Annotated in this window: 15 protein-coding genes; 3 read left to right on the top strand and 12 right to left on the bottom strand. The window is 66.1% G+C overall.

All coding sequences use genetic code 11. The annotated features are described in order from the left end of the window. The 10 genes from ACRDUX_RS16895 to ACRDUX_RS16850 form a co-directional block, all read right to left on the bottom strand. On the bottom strand, window positions 1-466 hold a 466-nt coding region (locus tag ACRDUX_RS16895; RefSeq protein WP_526415169.1), incomplete at its 3' end, for a 3-deoxy-7-phosphoheptulonate synthase. A gap of 274 nt (window positions 467-740) precedes the next feature. Then, complete coding sequence (locus tag ACRDUX_RS16890; RefSeq protein WP_526415167.1) at window positions 741-1,940, bottom strand: MFS transporter; 1,200 nt, start codon at window positions 1,938-1,940, stop codon at window positions 741-743. Between the two features lie 4 nt (window positions 1,941-1,944). Continuing rightward, window positions 1,945-2,991 carry a 4-oxalomesaconate tautomerase gene (locus tag ACRDUX_RS16885; protein WP_526415166.1) on the bottom strand — a complete coding sequence of 349 codons (1,047 nt, stop codon included), beginning with the start codon at window positions 2,989-2,991 and terminating at the stop codon, window positions 1,945-1,947. Beyond that, window positions 2,988-3,626 (bottom strand): GntR family transcriptional regulator, encoded by a 639-nt coding sequence (locus ACRDUX_RS16880; protein ID WP_526415165.1) that lies wholly within the window; start codon window positions 3,624-3,626, stop codon window positions 2,988-2,990. Before ACRDUX_RS16880 ends, ACRDUX_RS16885 begins: the two co-directional genes overlap by 4 nt. 42 nt (window positions 3,627-3,668) lie before the next feature. Further along, window positions 3,669-4,784 (bottom strand): extracellular solute-binding protein, encoded by a 1,116-nt coding sequence (locus ACRDUX_RS16875; RefSeq protein WP_526415164.1) that lies wholly within the window; start codon window positions 4,782-4,784, stop codon window positions 3,669-3,671. 25 nt (window positions 4,785-4,809) lie between these two features. Next, complete coding sequence (locus ACRDUX_RS16870) at window positions 4,810-6,573, bottom strand: ABC transporter permease (protein ID WP_526415163.1); 1,764 nt, start codon at window positions 6,571-6,573, stop codon at window positions 4,810-4,812. Beyond that, window positions 6,573-7,679: an ABC transporter ATP-binding protein gene (locus tag ACRDUX_RS16865; RefSeq protein ID WP_526415162.1), complete on the bottom strand. Its 1,107-nt coding sequence runs from the start codon at window positions 7,677-7,679 to the stop codon at window positions 6,573-6,575. The genes ACRDUX_RS16870 and ACRDUX_RS16865 overlap by 1 nt, the downstream gene beginning before the upstream one ends. Window position 7,680: 1 nt before the next feature. Continuing rightward, the gene (locus ACRDUX_RS16860) at window positions 7,681-8,325 is read right to left on the bottom strand and encodes an RraA family protein (protein WP_526415161.1); all 645 of its coding nucleotides are present in this window, start codon (window positions 8,323-8,325) and stop codon (window positions 7,681-7,683) included. Next, window positions 8,322-9,038 (bottom strand): PIG-L deacetylase family protein, encoded by a 717-nt coding sequence (locus ACRDUX_RS16855; protein WP_526415160.1) that lies wholly within the window; start codon window positions 9,036-9,038, stop codon window positions 8,322-8,324. The genes ACRDUX_RS16860 and ACRDUX_RS16855 overlap by 4 nt, the downstream gene beginning before the upstream one ends. Window positions 9,039-9,056: 18 nt before the next feature. Beyond that, window positions 9,057-9,830, bottom strand: a complete 774-nt coding sequence (locus ACRDUX_RS16850) for an NAD(P)-binding domain-containing protein (RefSeq protein WP_526415159.1) — start codon at window positions 9,828-9,830, stop codon at window positions 9,057-9,059. Window positions 9,831-10,053: 223 nt separating this feature from the next. Here ACRDUX_RS16850 and ACRDUX_RS16845 point away from each other — a divergent pair, with 223 nt between their 5' ends. The 3 genes from ACRDUX_RS16845 (at window position 10,054) to ACRDUX_RS16835 (ending at window position 15,074) form a co-directional block, all read left to right on the top strand. Then, complete coding sequence (locus ACRDUX_RS16845; RefSeq protein WP_526415158.1) at window positions 10,054-11,502, top strand: aldehyde dehydrogenase family protein; 1,449 nt, start codon at window positions 10,054-10,056, stop codon at window positions 11,500-11,502. Between the two features lie 198 nt (window positions 11,503-11,700). Further along, window positions 11,701-12,147 (top strand): MmpS family transport accessory protein, encoded by a 447-nt coding sequence (locus ACRDUX_RS16840; RefSeq protein WP_526415157.1) that lies wholly within the window; start codon window positions 11,701-11,703, stop codon window positions 12,145-12,147. Then, the gene (locus ACRDUX_RS16835) at window positions 12,144-15,074 is read left to right on the top strand and encodes an MMPL/RND family transporter (RefSeq protein WP_526415156.1); all 2,931 of its coding nucleotides are present in this window, start codon (window positions 12,144-12,146) and stop codon (window positions 15,072-15,074) included. Before ACRDUX_RS16840 ends, ACRDUX_RS16835 begins: the two co-directional genes overlap by 4 nt. A 5-nt stretch (window positions 15,075-15,079) precedes the next feature. Here the strand turns inward: ACRDUX_RS16835 and ACRDUX_RS16830 are convergent, their stop codons facing one another. Together ACRDUX_RS16830 and ACRDUX_RS16825 are read right to left on the bottom strand one after the other, a co-directional pair. Continuing rightward, window positions 15,080-15,505 (bottom strand): hypothetical protein, encoded by a 426-nt coding sequence (locus ACRDUX_RS16830; protein WP_526415168.1) that lies wholly within the window; start codon window positions 15,503-15,505, stop codon window positions 15,080-15,082. 185 nt (window positions 15,506-15,690) lie between these two features. Beyond that, complete coding sequence (locus tag ACRDUX_RS16825) at window positions 15,691-16,422, bottom strand: FadR/GntR family transcriptional regulator (protein ID WP_526415155.1); 732 nt, start codon at window positions 16,420-16,422, stop codon at window positions 15,691-15,693. Between the last annotated feature and the right edge of the window lie 218 nt (window positions 16,423-16,640).

The raw sequence follows: 16,640 nt of genomic DNA, 5'->3' as shown, positions 1-16,640 counted from the left end.
GACTGGTGGGTTCGAGGAACTCGCAGCCCACCGCGAGGCCGAGCGCTCCGACGTCGAGCAGCAGTGCGCGGGCCGTGCGCAACCCACGTTCGACGTCGTAGCTGCCGTCCATGCCGGGGTCGTTGATGAGCCCCTTCCACCCGACGGTGGTGCGTGGCTTCTCGAAGTAGACCCGCATGACGATCTTGAGGCGGTCGGCGTAGGTCTCCGCCAGCGGGGCCAGGCGACGCGCGTAGTCCAGCGCCGCGACCGGGTCGTGCACCGAACACGGCCCGACGATGATCAGGAGTCGGTCATCGCGCCCGGCGAGGATGTCGGCGATCTCGTCACGATGGCGTTGCACCGCGTCGGCACCGGAACGTGTGAGAGGGAGCTCGGTGCGGATCTGCTCTGGGGCCGGAACGGGGCGAAAGGAGACGATCCGCCGATCAGAGGTGCTCTCGACGTCAACGGCGCTGCTGGTCATGGTCACGATGTGTTCGGGCTTCCTGTGAGTGGTTCTCAGGGCATGCCCGCGGCTTGTCCGGCGCCCTGAAATGACGAAAGCAGCGACCGAATGGTCACTGCTGGGCTCCGGGTGGCTTGTCGCGCGTTGGCTCTAATGCGCCTTATCCATGGCTCCACCCGGAGCCGAGATAAAGCGCCAATAGCAGCGCGTGCCGATGTTCACGGCAGTCACCATACCCCCTGCCCTCGCCGTCGCGCGAGTGACGTGCTCCGCGGCTGGTCAGCCCCACTTCTCACTCACGCGGTCGATCGGGCGAATCATGCTCTGGCGCACTACGCGAAAGCCACGCCGAAACCAGCAGACTCCCGCCGGTGGCGGCGAACACGAGTCCCGCACCGCCCACCACGGACAGACCGGCGACTCCGAGCGGGATGCCCGTCTGCCCGGCGCGATTGCCGACGAGTCGAAGTGACGCCGCCATCCCTCGGTCCCGTCGCGGCGTGACGAGCGTCATCCACGACATCGTCAGCGGCTGGACCGTGCCGGCGGCCAGTCCGTAGGCGGCCATGCATGCGCACAGCACCACCGCGGGCAGTGGCAATACGAGGGCCACGAGTGCCGCCGCCGCCACGGCGCCGGCGATTACGAGGACGCGTCGGCGTCCGAAGCGGGCCGTCATGCGTCCCAGAGTCAGCCGCGATGCCATCGTGGCAATCCCCCGGGTCACGAGCAGCCCGGTCAACCAGGCCGGGGCGAGTCCACGTTCCCTGGCCAGCAGCGGCGCGTAGGCCAGCACGATGTCCAGCGACGACAGCACCAGGCTGCTGGTGATCAGCGCCGGCACCACGCCTGGGGTGCCCAGCAGCCGCGACGCCGCCGGCCACATCCGCTTCGCGGAATCCGCCGTGTCCTTGGCGGTGGTCACCTTCGAGGGAATGAGCACCGACAACAGCAGGCCGATGGCCGAGATGCCAAGGACCGCCCACGAAATGGCGCCGAACGCGGGTGAGTTCGGAACCGGCGAGGGCAGGAGCAGAAGGCCGGGTCCCACCATCTGACCACTGGACGTCGCGAACGTGTAGAGGCCGAAGGTCGAGTCCAGCTTCCCCGCAGGCGCGTCGCGCATCACCCACGCCTGTTCCGCGACGACCGACCACAGCACGCCGAGTCCCAGCAGCACGGTGGCGATCAGCAGCCCGACGAGGGTGGCCCCGACGAACGCCGCGATCAACCCGGCACCCACGAAGGCCAGCGCACCGAGCACCAGACTCGACCGCTCACCGACCCTATCGACCAATCGCCCGGCCGGCACGGCCAGCAGCAATGGCGGCACGGCGAACGCCGCCGTCGCGACACCCAGCCACGCCGGGCCGTGACCCAGATCGAGAATTGCGTACGAGATGGCAGGACGCAGACCGTAGGACACGATCTGAACGAGCACCGCGTGGACCAGCAGCAGGGTAAGAGCGAGGCGACCGTGCCCGCGCGTCACGGGGTCATGGCCGTGGAAAAACGTAGCCGTCGAACAGCTTTCGAGCGGTTCGCACGATAGCGGTGCGGCGCACGTCGTCACCGTCGAGTTCCACCTCGACCTCGAGGGCTCCCGACGGATGCTCGATCTGCATGCGCGGGCCGCCGGGTAACACGGCGACCTCGGAGGCGACGCTGCCGGGCAACGCCGCTGCCACCGCGACGCTGGCGGCGCCAAGGACACCGATGGACGCGTGCACGCGATGCGGAATGAACGTCTGCGTCGACAGGACGCCGCCGTTTCGGGGCGGCGAGACGATGGTCATCTTCGGCACGGTGAGCGTCAGGACGTCGCCGAGGTTCATCCGCTTGCCTGCCTCAAGCCGCACCTCCTCGAGGAGCTCGCGCAGCGGCCCGTCGGATTCGAGCTCGGCGGGCGTCTCGTCGCCGCGCAGACCGAGATCGGTTGCGCGCATGACGACTGTCGGCATGCCGTTGTCCACGCACGTCACCGGGACTCCGGCGAATTCGTCGCGGACCGACCCGGTGGGCAGCAGGGCGCCGCAGCTCGAACCAGCGGTCTCCTCGAAGTCCAGCACGATCGCCGCCGCCGTACCGGGCACGCCGTCGATCCGGGTGTCCCCTGCGTACTCCACCGAGCCGTCGGGCGTCGGCACGTGTGCAGTCGCCCGGCCGCTGGTGTTCGTCATCCGAATCCGTACGGCGGTATGCCCGTCGTGCGCCGGCACGACACCACGCTCGATGGCGAACGGGCCGACGCCGGCGAGCAGATTGCCGCAGTTCTGCTTGTCGGTGACACTCGCCTGATCCACACCGACCTGCAGGAAGAGGTAGTCGACACCGTCGTCGTTGCGGCTGACGACCGCCACCTTGCTGGTCAGCGGGTGCGCGCCGCCGATGCCGTCGATCTGTCGGGGGTCCGGCGAGCCCATGATCCGCAGCAGGAGTTCGTCGCGCTCTGCAGGGTCGCGGGGAAGGTCATCGGCAAGGAAGTAGGCGCCCTTGGACGTGCCGCCGCGCATGACCATGCATGCGATCCCGGAGCCGCTCATGCCGCGGGGTTGGGTTGTTGGGCGTGCACCTCGCGCATGGCAAGGATGACGCTGTCCAGGTGCGCGCTCATCGCCTGCTCGGCGGCCGGCGGGTTGCGCTGCGCGATGGCCTCGATGATGGCCAGGTGCTCGCCGAGCGAGACGCTGGGCCTGCCGGGCTTCATCGCCAACGCAAACTGTTGGCGCACACTCTGTCCACGCAAGCGCTCGATCAGCGACAGCGCCGTGCGCTGCCCGCTGATGGTGTGGACGAGCGCATGCAGTTCCCGGTTCTTGGCCGAGTAACCGCCGACGTCGCCGGTGGCGACCGCGTCCCTCATCGCCTCGCCGATCGCCCTGAGTTCGGCTATTTCGGCGTCGCTCACGACGGCCGCTGCCTTGCCGGCGCACAGACTCTCCAGCGCCCGGCGGACCTCGGCGATTTCGATCGCCTCGTCGAAGGAGATGACCCGCACCCGGGCGCCACGGTTCTGCTCCTTCTCGATCAGCCCCTCGACGGCGAGCTCACCGAGTGCGTTGCGCACGGCGGCACGTGACACGCCGAACTGGTCGGCCAGGTCGCCTTCGACCAACCGTTGGTTGGGTACCAGGTCACCCTTGAGAATGAGGGACCGAATCTGCTCCGCGATGCCCACCGCCGCTCCTTCCTCTCTGTCGATGTGTATACCGCGGCACGGTCAGCCGGTGTATCCGAAGATCTGACGCCACGTCGTCGCGTCGGGTTGCAGATTCTTCAGTGACTCGTCGATGGTGGCGCGGTGCAGGAAGCCCGAATCTGCGGCGGGCAACTCGACGTCCCCGATCGTGGGATTGGGCATATTCTCGTGCACCGGGTAGTCACCGATCGACGCGGCCAGCTTCTGACCCGATGCCGACAGTAGCCAGTTGACGAAAACCGTTGCCGCGTTGGACTTCTTGCTTCCGGCCGCTTGGCCCAGATAGAACGGGTACGCAGCGACGCCCTCCTCTGGGACGGCGATGGTGATGGGCGCCCCGTCGAGGGTGGAGGCGTAGGCGGTCGCGACCGGTACCGGTCCGGCAGAGATCTCCCCGCGCGCAAGGGAATCTGTCAGGGAGGCCGACGAGTCGAAGATCCGTGGCCGATTTGCCGCGTAGCCCTTCAGGTAGTCCTCGCCGAGCACGCCGAGCTGGAAGCGCGTCAGCGCCGCCGTCGAACCGCCCGCGCCGACCTGCACGACGCCCAGCTTCCCCGACCACTTGGGGTCGAGGAGGTCCTTCCAGTTCTTCGGGGCGTCCGCCGCCTCGACGACCTGATTGTTGTAACCGAAGCTGTAGATGCGGTCGTAACTGTTGAAGTACAGGCCGTTTTCGTAGGTCGCATCGGGTTTCAGCGCACCGGCGATGTCCGGGCTGATCTTCGTCGGTTGGAACGCCCCCGCATCGGCGATGCCCACGATGAGGTCCTCACCGGAGATGCGGATGACGTCGGCGCCGAGCTTGCCTGCGGCTTCCTCGCTGAGGATGCGTTCGCTGAGCCGGTTCGGCGCGAGACGGACGATCTCGACGTCGATGCCCGTCGCCTTGGTGAAGGCGTCCGCGGCCTGGGTCTCGGACTGCTCGCTGCCGCCCGAGTAGAACACCAGGCTGCCCTCTTCCTTGGCGGCCTTGAACACGTCGGCGGGGGCGATCAGTTCGCCGTCGATGACGAGGTCGCCGTTCTCGTTCGTCTGGGCGGTACCGCCGCCGCTGCTGCTGCCGCTCGAGCAGCCGGTGAGGACGAGCGCGAGTGCTGCGGCGCTTGCGACGGCGAGTCTCGTGATTCTGGCGGACATGATCCCTCTCCTTCGTTGGTGTGGGTCAGTGGGTGTTCTTCGGGTCGGCGCCGAAACGCCTCGCCAGGTACGCGAGCACGAAGATGACGACGCAGTAGAGCAGGCTCGTCGCCGCACAGCGTTGCAGGACACCGTTTTCGAAGTCGTCGAAGATGACGATCGACAGCAGCCGGGTGTCGGTGGTGAACAGGAACAGCGGCACGGTCAGCTCACGCATGGACAGCATGAGCAGTAGCAGGAACGTGGAAGTCAGCGGGACGCGCAGCAACGGGGCGGTGATCTTCCAGACCGCGCGTGGCCGGCTCGCGCCGTGCATGACGGCGCTGTCCTCCAGTTCGTGGTGGATCTGCAGGATCGACGAGGACGCCCCCTGGTAGCCCTGCGGCATCTGCGCGGCGATGAAGGCGACGACCATCACCAGCAGGGTTCCGTAGATCGGCACCGGCAGCATCAGCCACGTCCACAGCAGGCCGAGGCCGAGCACGATGGCGGGCACCGCGAGCGGCACCATGCTGAGATAGCCGAGCCCTTCCCGGCCTGGCAGTTTCGTGCGGTTGACGACGTAGGAGACGACGAAGGCGAGCAGGGTGCCGACGACGGCCGCAGCGATCGCCACGATCACCGAGTTGACCGTGGCGCGCAACACCACGTCGCTCTCGATGGCCTTCACGAAGGCGTCGCCGTTCATCCGGCCTCCGCTGAACGCGCCGAGGATCGAGTTCACGTACGGCGACTCGTGCAGCGTGACGAACAGCAGGGCAAGCAGTGGCAACACCGTCGAGAGAACGAAGTAGCCCACCCCGAGCAGGAGTGCCGGCGTCCGCAGCCAGCCGAGGTCGAACTTGCCGAGCTTGAGGCCCTTGCCCGAGACCGTGGTGTACGAGCGGCGGGACACGATGCGCCGCTGGACCGCGGTGACCGCAAGGACGATCACCACCAGGGTGATGGCCACGGCGGCGGCTTCGTTGCCTCGGGCAGGCGCGGCGTTCATCAGCCGGAAGATGTAGGTGGGCAGGGTGTCGAGCTTTCCGCCGCTGGCGATTTGGGCGACGGGGAAGTTCTCGACGGTGAGGACGAAGATCAGGATCCCTGCGCCGAGGATCGCCGGCGTCGCCAGCGGGATGGTCACCTTGCGGAGCACGGTGGCGGGATTGGCCCCGTGGGTGCGGGCCGATTCCTCGAGATCGGGATTCATCAGGCTGAACGCCGAATGGATGAGCAGGAAGGCGTATGGCGCGTAATAGATGGCGAGTACGAAGATCAGACCGCCGATGTTGAAGATGTTCACCACGGCCGGCAGACCCAGATCGCGCGCCAACACGTTCAGCAGACCGGCATTGGGGCCACCGAGCAGCGACCACGCCAGGGCGCCGACGTAGGACGGCAGGAACAGTGGGACCAGGCCGACGAAGTACAGAAACCGCCTGCCCCGCACATTGCTGCGCGCCGTGACGAAGGCAAGCGATCCGCCGATGGCCAGGGCCAGTACCGACGAGCCGATGCCGACGAACAGTGAGTTGAGCGCCGCCTGCCGCGCACCGGGGCCGACGACCGCCCCGAGGTTGTCGAACGTGAAGCTGGACAGATCGATGTTGCCGGGACGCGGGGTCGTCGAGGTGAAGGCCGAGATCAGCACCAGGGCCACCGGCATCACGATGAGGATCGCGAGCGTGGCGTAGAGCACGACGGGTAGCAGGGACCGCCGCACCCTGCTCGCCGCGCGCCCGGTGTGCACGCCGCCATGCGAGGAGTTCGAGGTGCGGCGGGCTTCCAGTGTCGGCGTTGCCATCAGGCCGCTGCTTCCTCGCGGATGGCGGGTGACGAGACGTCGTGCGGCAACACCTGAACGGCATCGACGGGGATGCCGACTCGCACGGAATCGCCTACCGCGGCGTGGAGTTGGCGGTGCTTGCTACCGATGACCTCGATCTCGGCGCCCCCGTTCAGCGCCAGCCGATAGGTCGCGCTGGCCCCGAGGAACTCCTTGGCGAGAAGCCGGCCCTCGAGGGTGTTCATGTGCGCGGCAACGTCGTCCCCGACGACGATGTCCTCTCCTCGGATGCAGGCCTTGAGGTCCGGCCCGGTGCTGAACGGCTCGACGTTGAGGGTGACGTCGGTGCCGGTGATGCGCACGCCCGTGGCATCGATGGCGTCGACGGCGATGATGTTGCCAACGCCGAGGAAGTCGGCGATCGAGGCGCTGAGCGGTTTGGCGTAAATCTCGTTGGGGCCGCCGATCTGGACGATGCGGCCGTGCTGCATCATCGCGATCCGGTCGGCCAGCGCCAGCGCCTCCTCTTGGTCGTGCGTGACGTAGACCGAGGTGAGGCCGAGGCGCACCTGCAGCTCTCTCAAGTCGCCGCGAAGGCGGTGGCGCAGCCGTGCGTCGAGGTTGGACAGCGGCTCGTCGAGCAGCATCACCGACGGTCGCATCACTACGCTGCGGGCCAGGGCCACGCGCTGCATCTGACCACCGGAGAGCAGGCTGGCGCCGCGGTCGGCAAAGCCCTCCAAGCCGACGAGCTCCAGGGTCTCGGCGACTCGGCGCTTGATCTCGCTCTTGTTCACCCGCTGCATCGTCAGCGGGAAGGCCACGTTGTCGAACACCGTCATGTGGGGCCAGATCGCGTAAGACTGGAACACCATGCCGATGTTGCGCTTGTGCGGCGGGCAGTCGGTGCCGTGGTCACTGTCGAACAGCACCCTGTCCCCCACGGTGATTCGGCCGGTGCTTGGCCGTTCGAGTCCGGCGATGCATCGCATCGTGCTGGTCTTGCCGCAGCCCGATTGCCCAAGCAGCACCAGCGATTCACCGTCACCGACCGTGAGGTCGAGGTCTTGGACGGCCGCAGTGTCGCCGTAACGAAGCGTCAGGCCTTGCACGTTGATGTCCATGTCAGCCGTTCCCTTCGTCCTCGGCTCGGAACCCGTAGAGGTCATAGGAGATGTGGCCGGCGAGGTACTTGGCGCGCGAGGCGGCCTCCTTGGCCTCGCGGGCACGGGCCAGGTCGACGGCATGTTCGGCGTCATCGGCCGGGACGACGGCAACCCCGTCACTGTCGAGCAGCACGATGTCGCCGGTCCGGATGGTCGCGCCGCCGATCTCCACGTTCGCGTCGACTTCGCCGCGAACGTCCTTGGTAGCGCCGCGAATACGGATCCAGCGCGTCCAGATCGGTACGCCCATGGCGCGCAGGTCGTCGACGTCGCGCACGCTGGCATCCACGAGGATGGCCGCTGCGCCGCGCTCCTGGAGCTGGGTGACCAGAAGGTCGCCGATGAGCGCGACCGCCGCTGGTTCGGGCATCGTGAGCACGGCGACCTCACCGGGCTGGATGCGAGCCACCAATTCGTGCACGCCCCGGTTGTCGTTCTGCGCGCACCTCACGGTGCGGGCGGGTCCGGCGGCGCGGCTACCCGGGTCCAGCTGAATGAACTCGGCGTCGACAAGGCCCTGCCGTCCCCGCGCTTCGTACACCGTCGCCGTGCCGAGCCTGCGCAACTCGGCCACCACGTCAGGGGCAATCGCAACCTCGGTCACAGCGCCTCCACCACGTTGGGCACCAGCCGCTGGAAGGCCTCGGCCTGTCGGATTTCCTTGCGGCCGGTCACCTTCCGGGCATGGTTGCCACGATGCTCGGCGCGTTCGGCGTAGTACTGCTGCAGATAGGACTGCGCCTGCATCGCTGCCATCGCCGTGCGCTTCTGCTCGAAGACCTCGGTGATGTCGACGAACACCGTCGGCATGAACCCACACAGTTCGGGCTGGTGCGGCTCGAAGACCAGGAACTCACTCGGCGGCGCCGTGCGGAACCCCGCCTCCACGACCGCTCCCGCAGTGAGCAGCCGCGCCTTCTGAACCGCCACTCCCGCCACGGGATGGTCGGGGTTGAAGGGATCCTTGTCGGGATGGGTGAGCACGACGTGCGGCGCGAAGTCACGCATCAACTCGGCGAGCCGGTCGATCGCCGCCGGTCCGACCTCGAGCGGATAGTCGCCCAGGTCAAAGCATTCGAAGCTGGCGCCGACAGCCTTGGCCGCCTCGGTCGCCTCGGCGTGGCGGTGGCGTTTGACGTTCTCCACCGTTTGGCCGGGCTCCTTCCACAGCTCGCCGGACTCACCGCGCTCGCCGTATGACAGGGCGATCACCACGGCTTCACCACCCGCCGCGGTGTGTTTGGCGATGGCGCCGGCGGAGCGCCAGACGAAGTCCGCGCTATGTGCGCCGACCACGAGTAGTCGTTTGGGTTGCATGTCAGGGCTTTCCTCTCGTTAGGCGTGTGCGCGCTGAAGACTGCTCAGCCAGGTGTGGGCGGCGTCGGTGACCCACGTCGGCTGGTCGATGCTCTGCAGGTAGTCGCGGGCGTCGGCCACCTCGTGGACGCGACGGCCGGCGTGGGCGCGGGAACCGTCGATCAGCCGGTCGAGCAGGGCCTCGACGTCGCCGGTGAACTCGCCAACGATCTGTTCGCGAAGCCACGGACCGCAGCCCGCGGCGTCGGCGGCGCCGACGCTCTCGAGTACGACCGCGGCGAGCCCCTTCATGAAGACGCTGCGAATGAGCTTGCGCGCCGCGGCTTCTCCAGGCTGGCCGCCGATGGAGTCGACGGCTGCGCCGGTGCTGGCGAACAGATCCGCGAAGTCGTCGGCATCGGCGCCGCTCACCATGAGTCGCGTGCGTACGCCTGCGCGCGGCACGGGTGCCAGCACCGCGACGTCGACGAAGCGGACACCACGCGCCCTTGCCGCAGCGCCCAGCCTTGCCTTCAGCTCCGGCCCACCGGTATTGAAGTCAGCCAGCAGGGCACCGGGGGCGAGATCGGCGAGCACGTCACCGGTGACCGCCTCCGCCGCACTGGCTCCGACGAGGGTGATCGCGAAGTCGACGCCTGCGAGCGTGTCGGCGAGCTCGTCGAACTGGCTGATGCCGTCTTCGTCGAGTCGCGTGAAGGGGTCGTAACCGGAGACCTCGTAGCCCGCATCGCGGAGGCCACGCGCATAGAGCGCTCCGGCCTCACCGAGTCCGATCACGGCGACCTTCGGCATATGGCGCTCCTTACTAGTCTCGATCCATGTGACGCGAGCCACGCTATGGATTGGCGCCAATCATGTCAACGATTTCTCGAACAATGCGTTCACGAGGCGGGGTGGGCGACGGGGTTCCGGCTGTCAAGACCTACTGGACGCGTTCTACTTACGCGCGTAACCTCACACGCACCAACGACGGTGCTTCTCCGTCTCGGAGCGGCTCGCGAAAGGATGAAGGACCTTGAGTAACACCATCGACGTCGATCGTGCGGTCGAAAGCCCCAGCTCGGGGACCATTCCGGTCTTCAACCCGTCCACCGAGGAGCAGATCGCGGAGGTCGTCGATTCCGACCAGGCGACCGTCGATGCGGCGGTGGCCCGAGCACGCGAGACGTTCGAGTCGGGCGCGTGGCGCAAGCTGCCGGCCGCGCACCGCGCCGAGGTGCTCTTCCGCGCCGCGGACATCATCAGGGAACGTAGCGACGAACTCGCCGAGCTCGAGTCCCGCAACAACGGCATGACCGCCATGGGCGCGCATCAGATCATCAAGGTGTCGCTCGACATGTTGATCTACTACGCCGGCTGGGTCGGCAAGATCCACGGCGAATCGGCCCCCCTGGTGTCCGACGGCCTGCTCGGCCACTTCGAGACCTTCCACACCTACACCCAGCTCGAGCCGGTCGGGGTCGTCGGCCTCATCATTCCGTGGAACGGGCCCTTCTTCGTCGCGATGCTCAAGGTCGCGCCAGCGCTTGCGGCGGGCTGCAGCATCGTCCTCAAGCCTGCCGAGGAGACACCGCTCACCGCGCTGAAGCTGGAGGAGATCTTCCGCGAGGCGGGTGTGCCCGACGGCGTCGTGAACGTCATCACCGGCTACGGCGAGACCACCGGCGCCGCACTGGCCGCACACCCAGACGTCGACAAGATCGCATTCACCGGGTCGACGGAGGTCGGCCGGCTGATCGTCAAGGCGGCCGCAGGCAACCTCAAGCGCCTCACGCTCGAACTCGGCGGCAAGTCACCGCTGATCATGTTCGACGACGCCAACCTCGACAAGGCGATCATGGGAGCGGGTATGGGCCTGCTCGCCGGCTCGGGGCAGAACTGCTCGTGTACCTCGCGCATCTACGTCCAGCGCGGCATCTACGACCAGGTCGTCGAGGGCCTCGTCGCCTTCGCCCAGATGCTCCCGATGGGTGGCAACGATGACGCCAACTCCGTCCTCGGCCCACTCATCAGTGAGAAGCAGCGCACACGCGTAGAGGGCATCGTCAAGGACGGCGTGGCCGGCGGCGCGCAAGTGGTGACCGGAGGCAAGCCGATGGACCGCCGCGGCTACTTCTACGAGGCGACGATCGTCACCAACACCACGCCCGACATGCGGCTCATCCGCGAGGAGATCTTCGGACCGGTCGGCTGCGTGATCCCGTTCGACGAAGAAGACGAGGCGATCGCCGCCGCGAACGACACGGAGTACGGCCTTGCCGGCGCCATCTGGACCGAGAACCTCAGTCGGGCCCATCGCGTCGTGAACGAACTCCGCGGCGGCCAGATCTGGGTGAACTCCGCACTCGCAGCGGACCCCTCGATGCCCATCTGCGGCCACAAGCAGTCGGGCTGGGGCGGCGAGCGAGGCAAGAAGGGCCTCGAGGCCTACTTCAACACCAAGTCGGTCTACATCAGCCTCTGATCGGGTCACCTTGGGAATCCGGTCCAGGCCACCGGCCACCTACGGCGTGATCATCGCGAGTCTCACCCGACACGACGCCCAAGGCATTTATTGTGGTGTCCGGTCCCGTATCGTACTGTCAACCTAGTTGATCTAAGGACCATCGGTCGAGCAGATCTCCTACCGCCCGCATGTCGGCGCTCGTCGAAAGGGTCACGGATGCCGCGGTTTTCGATCCGACGGGGATTGAGCCGACGCTGGATGTTGGTGGTCGCGGTCGTCGTCGTCGCGATCGCGGCGTTGGCGGTGTACCGCCTGAACGGCATCTTCGCCTCCCAGGACGTCACCTCGACCCCGGGCGGCGGGGCCAACGAGATCGTCCCGTTCAACCCTAAGCACGTGGTGATGGAGGTCTTCGGTCCGCCGGGAACGACTGCCACCATCACCTACCTGGACGTCAACGCTCAACCGCAGAAAGTCGAGGACGCCACGCTGCCGTGGGCCTATGACACCACCACCACGCAGCCCGCCGTCTTCGTCAACGTCCAGGCCCAGGGCGACGGCGACTCGCTCGGCTGCCGAATCAAGATCGACGACGTGGTCAAGGACGAGAGAACGGCCAACACCCTGAACGCCTACATCTACTGCCTGGACAAGTCGGGATGAGCACGAATACTCACCAAGCCGAAGGCCCGTCGTTGGCGGACCGAGTCGCGCCCGCGCTCCGGCGGTTCTCGGCGCTGATCGTGCTGTTCTGGCTGGGCCTGGCAGTGGTCACCAACGTCTTCGTGCCCCAGTTGGAGACGGTCGCCGAAGCGCACAACGTGTCGCTGAGCCCTCAGGATGCGCCGTCGCTGCAGGCCAGTAAACGCATCGGCACGGTATTCCAGCAGTACGACTCCGACAGCGCGGCGATGATCGTCTTGGAGGGCGATCAGCCGCTCGGTGCCGATGCGCACCACTACTACGACGACTTGGTGCAGAAGCTCCTCCAGGACACGAAGCACGTTCAGCACGTGCAGAATTTCTGGGGAGACCCGCTGACGGCGGCCGGCTCGCAGAGCAACGACGGCAAGGCGGCCCTGCTGCAGGTGAATCTTGCCGGCAACCAGGGCGAGTCGCTGTCCAACGAGTCCGTCGACTCCATCCGAGACATCGTCAACCAGTCGACACCGCCGCCAGGCGTGAAGGCCTATGTCACCGGCGCCGCGCCCCTGGTCACCGATCAGTTCGAGGTGGGCAGGCAAGGCACCCTGAAGACCACCCTGATCACCCTCGGGGTGATCGCGTTGATGCTGTTTTCCCTCTACCGCCGCCTCACCACGGTGTTTCTCGTGATCTTCACGGTGATGATCGAGTTGACTGCGTCCCGCGGCGTCGTCGCCGTGCTGGCGAACGCCGGCATCATCGAGCTGTCGACGTACTCGACCAATCTGCTGACGTTGCTGGTGATCGCGGCCGGAACGGATTACGCGATCTTCATCCTTGGCCGCTTCCACGAGGCGCGCCACGTCGGGCAGGATCGGGTAGCCGCCTTCGAGACGACGTACCGCGGCACCGCGCACATCATCTTGGGGTCGGGCCTGACGATTGCCGGCGCGGTGTTCTGCCTGACCTTCACGCGGCTTCCGTATTTCAACAGTCTGGGCATTCCTGCTGCGACTGGCGTACTCGTCGCGGTGGTGGCCGCGCTGAGCCTCGCGCCGGCCTTGTTGAGCATCGGCCGCCACTTCGGTCTGTTCGAACCCGCCCGTCCGATGAGCACCCAGGGCTGGCGGCGCATCGGGACGGCCATCGTGCGCTGGCCGGTGCCGATCCTCATCACGACCGTCGGCATCGCCCTCATCGGGCTGCTGGCGCTGCCCGGTTACAAGACGAGCTACGACGCCCGCCCGTACATGCCTGCCACTGCTCCCGCCAATGTCGGCTACGCGGCGGCCGAGCGCCACTTCTCCCAGGCCCGGCTCAATCCCGAGTTGCTGATGATCGAAGCCGACCACGATCTGCGCGATCCCAGCGACATGATTCTGCTCGAGCGGGTCGCCAAGGCGGTCTTCCACACCGACGGAATCGCCCAGGTTCAGTCGATCACACGGCCGCTGGGCACTCCCCTGGATCACACGTCGATCCCGTTCCAGATCAGTGCGGGGAACTCGGGGCAGATCAACAACCTGCCCTTTCAGCAGGCGCGCTCCGCGGATCTGCTCAAGCAGGTCGGCGTCATCGACGACACGGTCAAGGTGTTGCGGCAGCAGTACGCGCTGCAACAACAGTCCGGTGAGATCACCGACGAGCAGGCCAAGGCGTTCGCGCAGACGGTCGCGACGGCTCAGGACCTTCGCGACAAGATCGCCAACTTCGACGACTTCTTCCGGCCCCTGCGCAGCTATTTCTATTGGGAGCCACACTGTTTCGACATCCCGTCCTGCGCCGCGCTGCGGTCGGTCTTCGATGCGCTCGACGGTATCGACGCGCTGACCGACCAGCTGGGCGACGTCGCGGGGAGCATCGCCAAGTTGGACCAACTCCAGCCGAAGCTTCTGTCGCTGATCCCGCCACAGATCGCGAATCAGCAGACCAACCGCGACCTGACGATGACGAACTACGCCACCAACTCGGGGATCAACGACCAATCAGCGGCGGCACTGCAGAACTCCACGGCCCTTGGCCAGGCCTACGACGCGTCGAAGACCGATGACTCCTTCTACCTACCGCCGGAGGCGTTCACCAACCCCGAGTTCGCCCGCGGTCTGAAGCTGTTCCTCTCACCGGATGGCAAGGCCGCGCAGATGATCATCACCCATGAGGGCGATCCCGCTACGCCAGAAGGCATTTCTCACATCGACACCATCAGGCACGCAGCGCAGGAGGCCGTCAAGGGCACGCCGTTGGCGGGATCCAAGATCTATCTCGCCGGTACGGCCGCCACCTACAAGGACATCCAGGACGGCGCCAAGTACGACCTGCTGATCGCGGGCATCGCCGCGCTGAGCCTGATTTTGCTCGTCATGATGTTCATCACGCGCAGCATCGTCGCCGCGCTCGTCATCGTGGGCACCGTGGCGCTGTCGCTGGGCGCCTCTTTCGGGCTCTCGGTGCTGATCTGGCAGGACCTCCTTGGCATCGACTTGTACTGGATCGTGCTGGCGCTGGCCGTCATCCTGCTGTTGGCCGTGGGGTCGGACTACAACCTGCTGCTGATCTCCCGATTCAAGGAGGAGATCCATGCCGGCGTGAACACCGGCATCATCCGCGCGATGGCTGGCTCCGGGTCGGTGGTGACGGCGGCCGGCCTGGTATTCGCGGCCACCATGGCGTCCTTCGTGTTCGCCGATTTGCGGATTCTCGGTCAGATCGGGACGACGATCGCGCTCGGGTTGCTGTTCGACACGCTCATCGTGCGGTCATTCATGACACCGTCCATCGCAGCGGTTCTCGGGCGCTGGTTCTGGTGGCCGCTGCGGGTGCGCCCCCGCCCCGCCAGCCAGATGCTTCAGCCCTACGGATCACGTGCAGCGGTTCGTCAACTGCTTCTGTGGGAGGACGGGGACCCGGCGGTCACCTCTGAAACGGAGCCACGCAACCGGCCGTGACGGCGCTACGCCGTGGCGAGCTCATCCGACGACTCGGGCTCCGTCACGGAAACTTGCTGCAGACTCTTCTTCAACCGGGCCACCCTGCGTAGCTGAGCAGCGATGTTCATGGAGGTCAACATGGGGATCCCTCCGACAAACGTCCGGAAGGAGGGATTGCCGCCATATTCGTGTAGTTCGAAGAGGCAGCCGACCACGTAGAAGAATCCCATGCTGAAAAGGGTGGCGGGTATCGCGTACGCGAGCGGCGATCGAGCGTCGGAAACCAGCTCGGTCGCATAGTCGAATTCATCTTGCGACATCGGTTCGCGCTTGCGTAATTTCGCGAGAATCGCCTTGTGGGCGCCCACTTGTTCGCCCAACGCCGCGGGCTTTCGATTTTCCATCCGTCTCAGGTACACGAATACGCATGCGGCGAACGTCAATCCCATTACGCCAGCAAGTATCGTGAGATAACCCCACAGGCCGAGATCCACGCTGCCGCTCCCTTGTTCCCCGTCGAAAACCGTCACCGTCGGGTATGTAGTACCGCTAACAAGGTTACCTCACCCCACGCGGTTCCCTCGATACCAGTCAAGCGGGTTCTCAGGCAACCGCATGAAAACTCGGGGGTGGTTCACTCTTCGGGAGTTGAGGCGTCAAGGGTGGGACGTTGCTGGACCATGCGGGCGCGAATGGGTGCGTAGTGCTCGCGGATGGCGTGGCGGAAGAGATCCGGGTCGCCCTGCTCGATCGCGTCCAGAATTGCGGTGTGATCCTGGGCCGTGTCATGGAGGTCTGGTACTGGTCCGAGTGAGCCGTAGGCGATGGCATGCACATCCCAGAATGCGCCGGTGAGTTCGACCGCGAGAGCGTTGCCGGTGGTTTGCACGAGTAGCAGGTGGAACTCGCGGTCCTCAGCGCGAAACTCCTGACCTAGCTCCGCCTTCTCTCGCATCGTGAGGGTGAGGCGCCGCAACGTGAGGGCGGCTTGCGGGCTCAGCCCTGTAACGATCGTCGCGGCGAGACTCGTTTCGATGAGCTCGCGCACGTCGATGAGATCGGCGAGGACGTGTTGGTCGGCATTTGCGTTGAGCATTCCGCGGAAGGCCAGTGACTGGACCATCGCGGTCAGCCGCATTCGTCCGACGTAGGTCCCGTATCCATGGCGGACTTCGACGATGTCGAGTGCCGAGAGCGTTTTCATGGCCTCACGGACGCCGGATCGGCTCACGCCAAGCTGTTCGCTCAACTCCTTCTCGGTGGGCATGGGATCGCCAGGGGCGAGCCGGCCCAGCAGGATGTATTCCTTGATGCGGTCCACGACGGACAGCGGTACCTCGACCATCCCGAGCGACCCCTGCGACATCTACCCATCCCTTCACGGCGGTGAACAACACAGCCAGTATCACCGGGTCCGCCAAACACCTGACATCGGATGTCCAAAAAGTACCGCAGCTATGGCATAGATCACATTTTTATGCGGCTGTTGCCGTCATCGCTGGACTTAGTTAGCGTCTGAAGAGATCGGACATCAGACATCCATCTCCCTGACAAGGTTAGTGAGAACCATGAGTTCATCCACCC

It is taken from the genome of Mycobacterium sp., from assembly GCF_050701675.1.
Classification (GTDB): domain Bacteria; phylum Actinomycetota; class Actinomycetes; order Mycobacteriales; family Mycobacteriaceae; genus Mycobacterium.
Note: the sequence above shows the minus strand (reverse complement) of the source record. Positions and strands in the feature narration are given on the sequence as shown.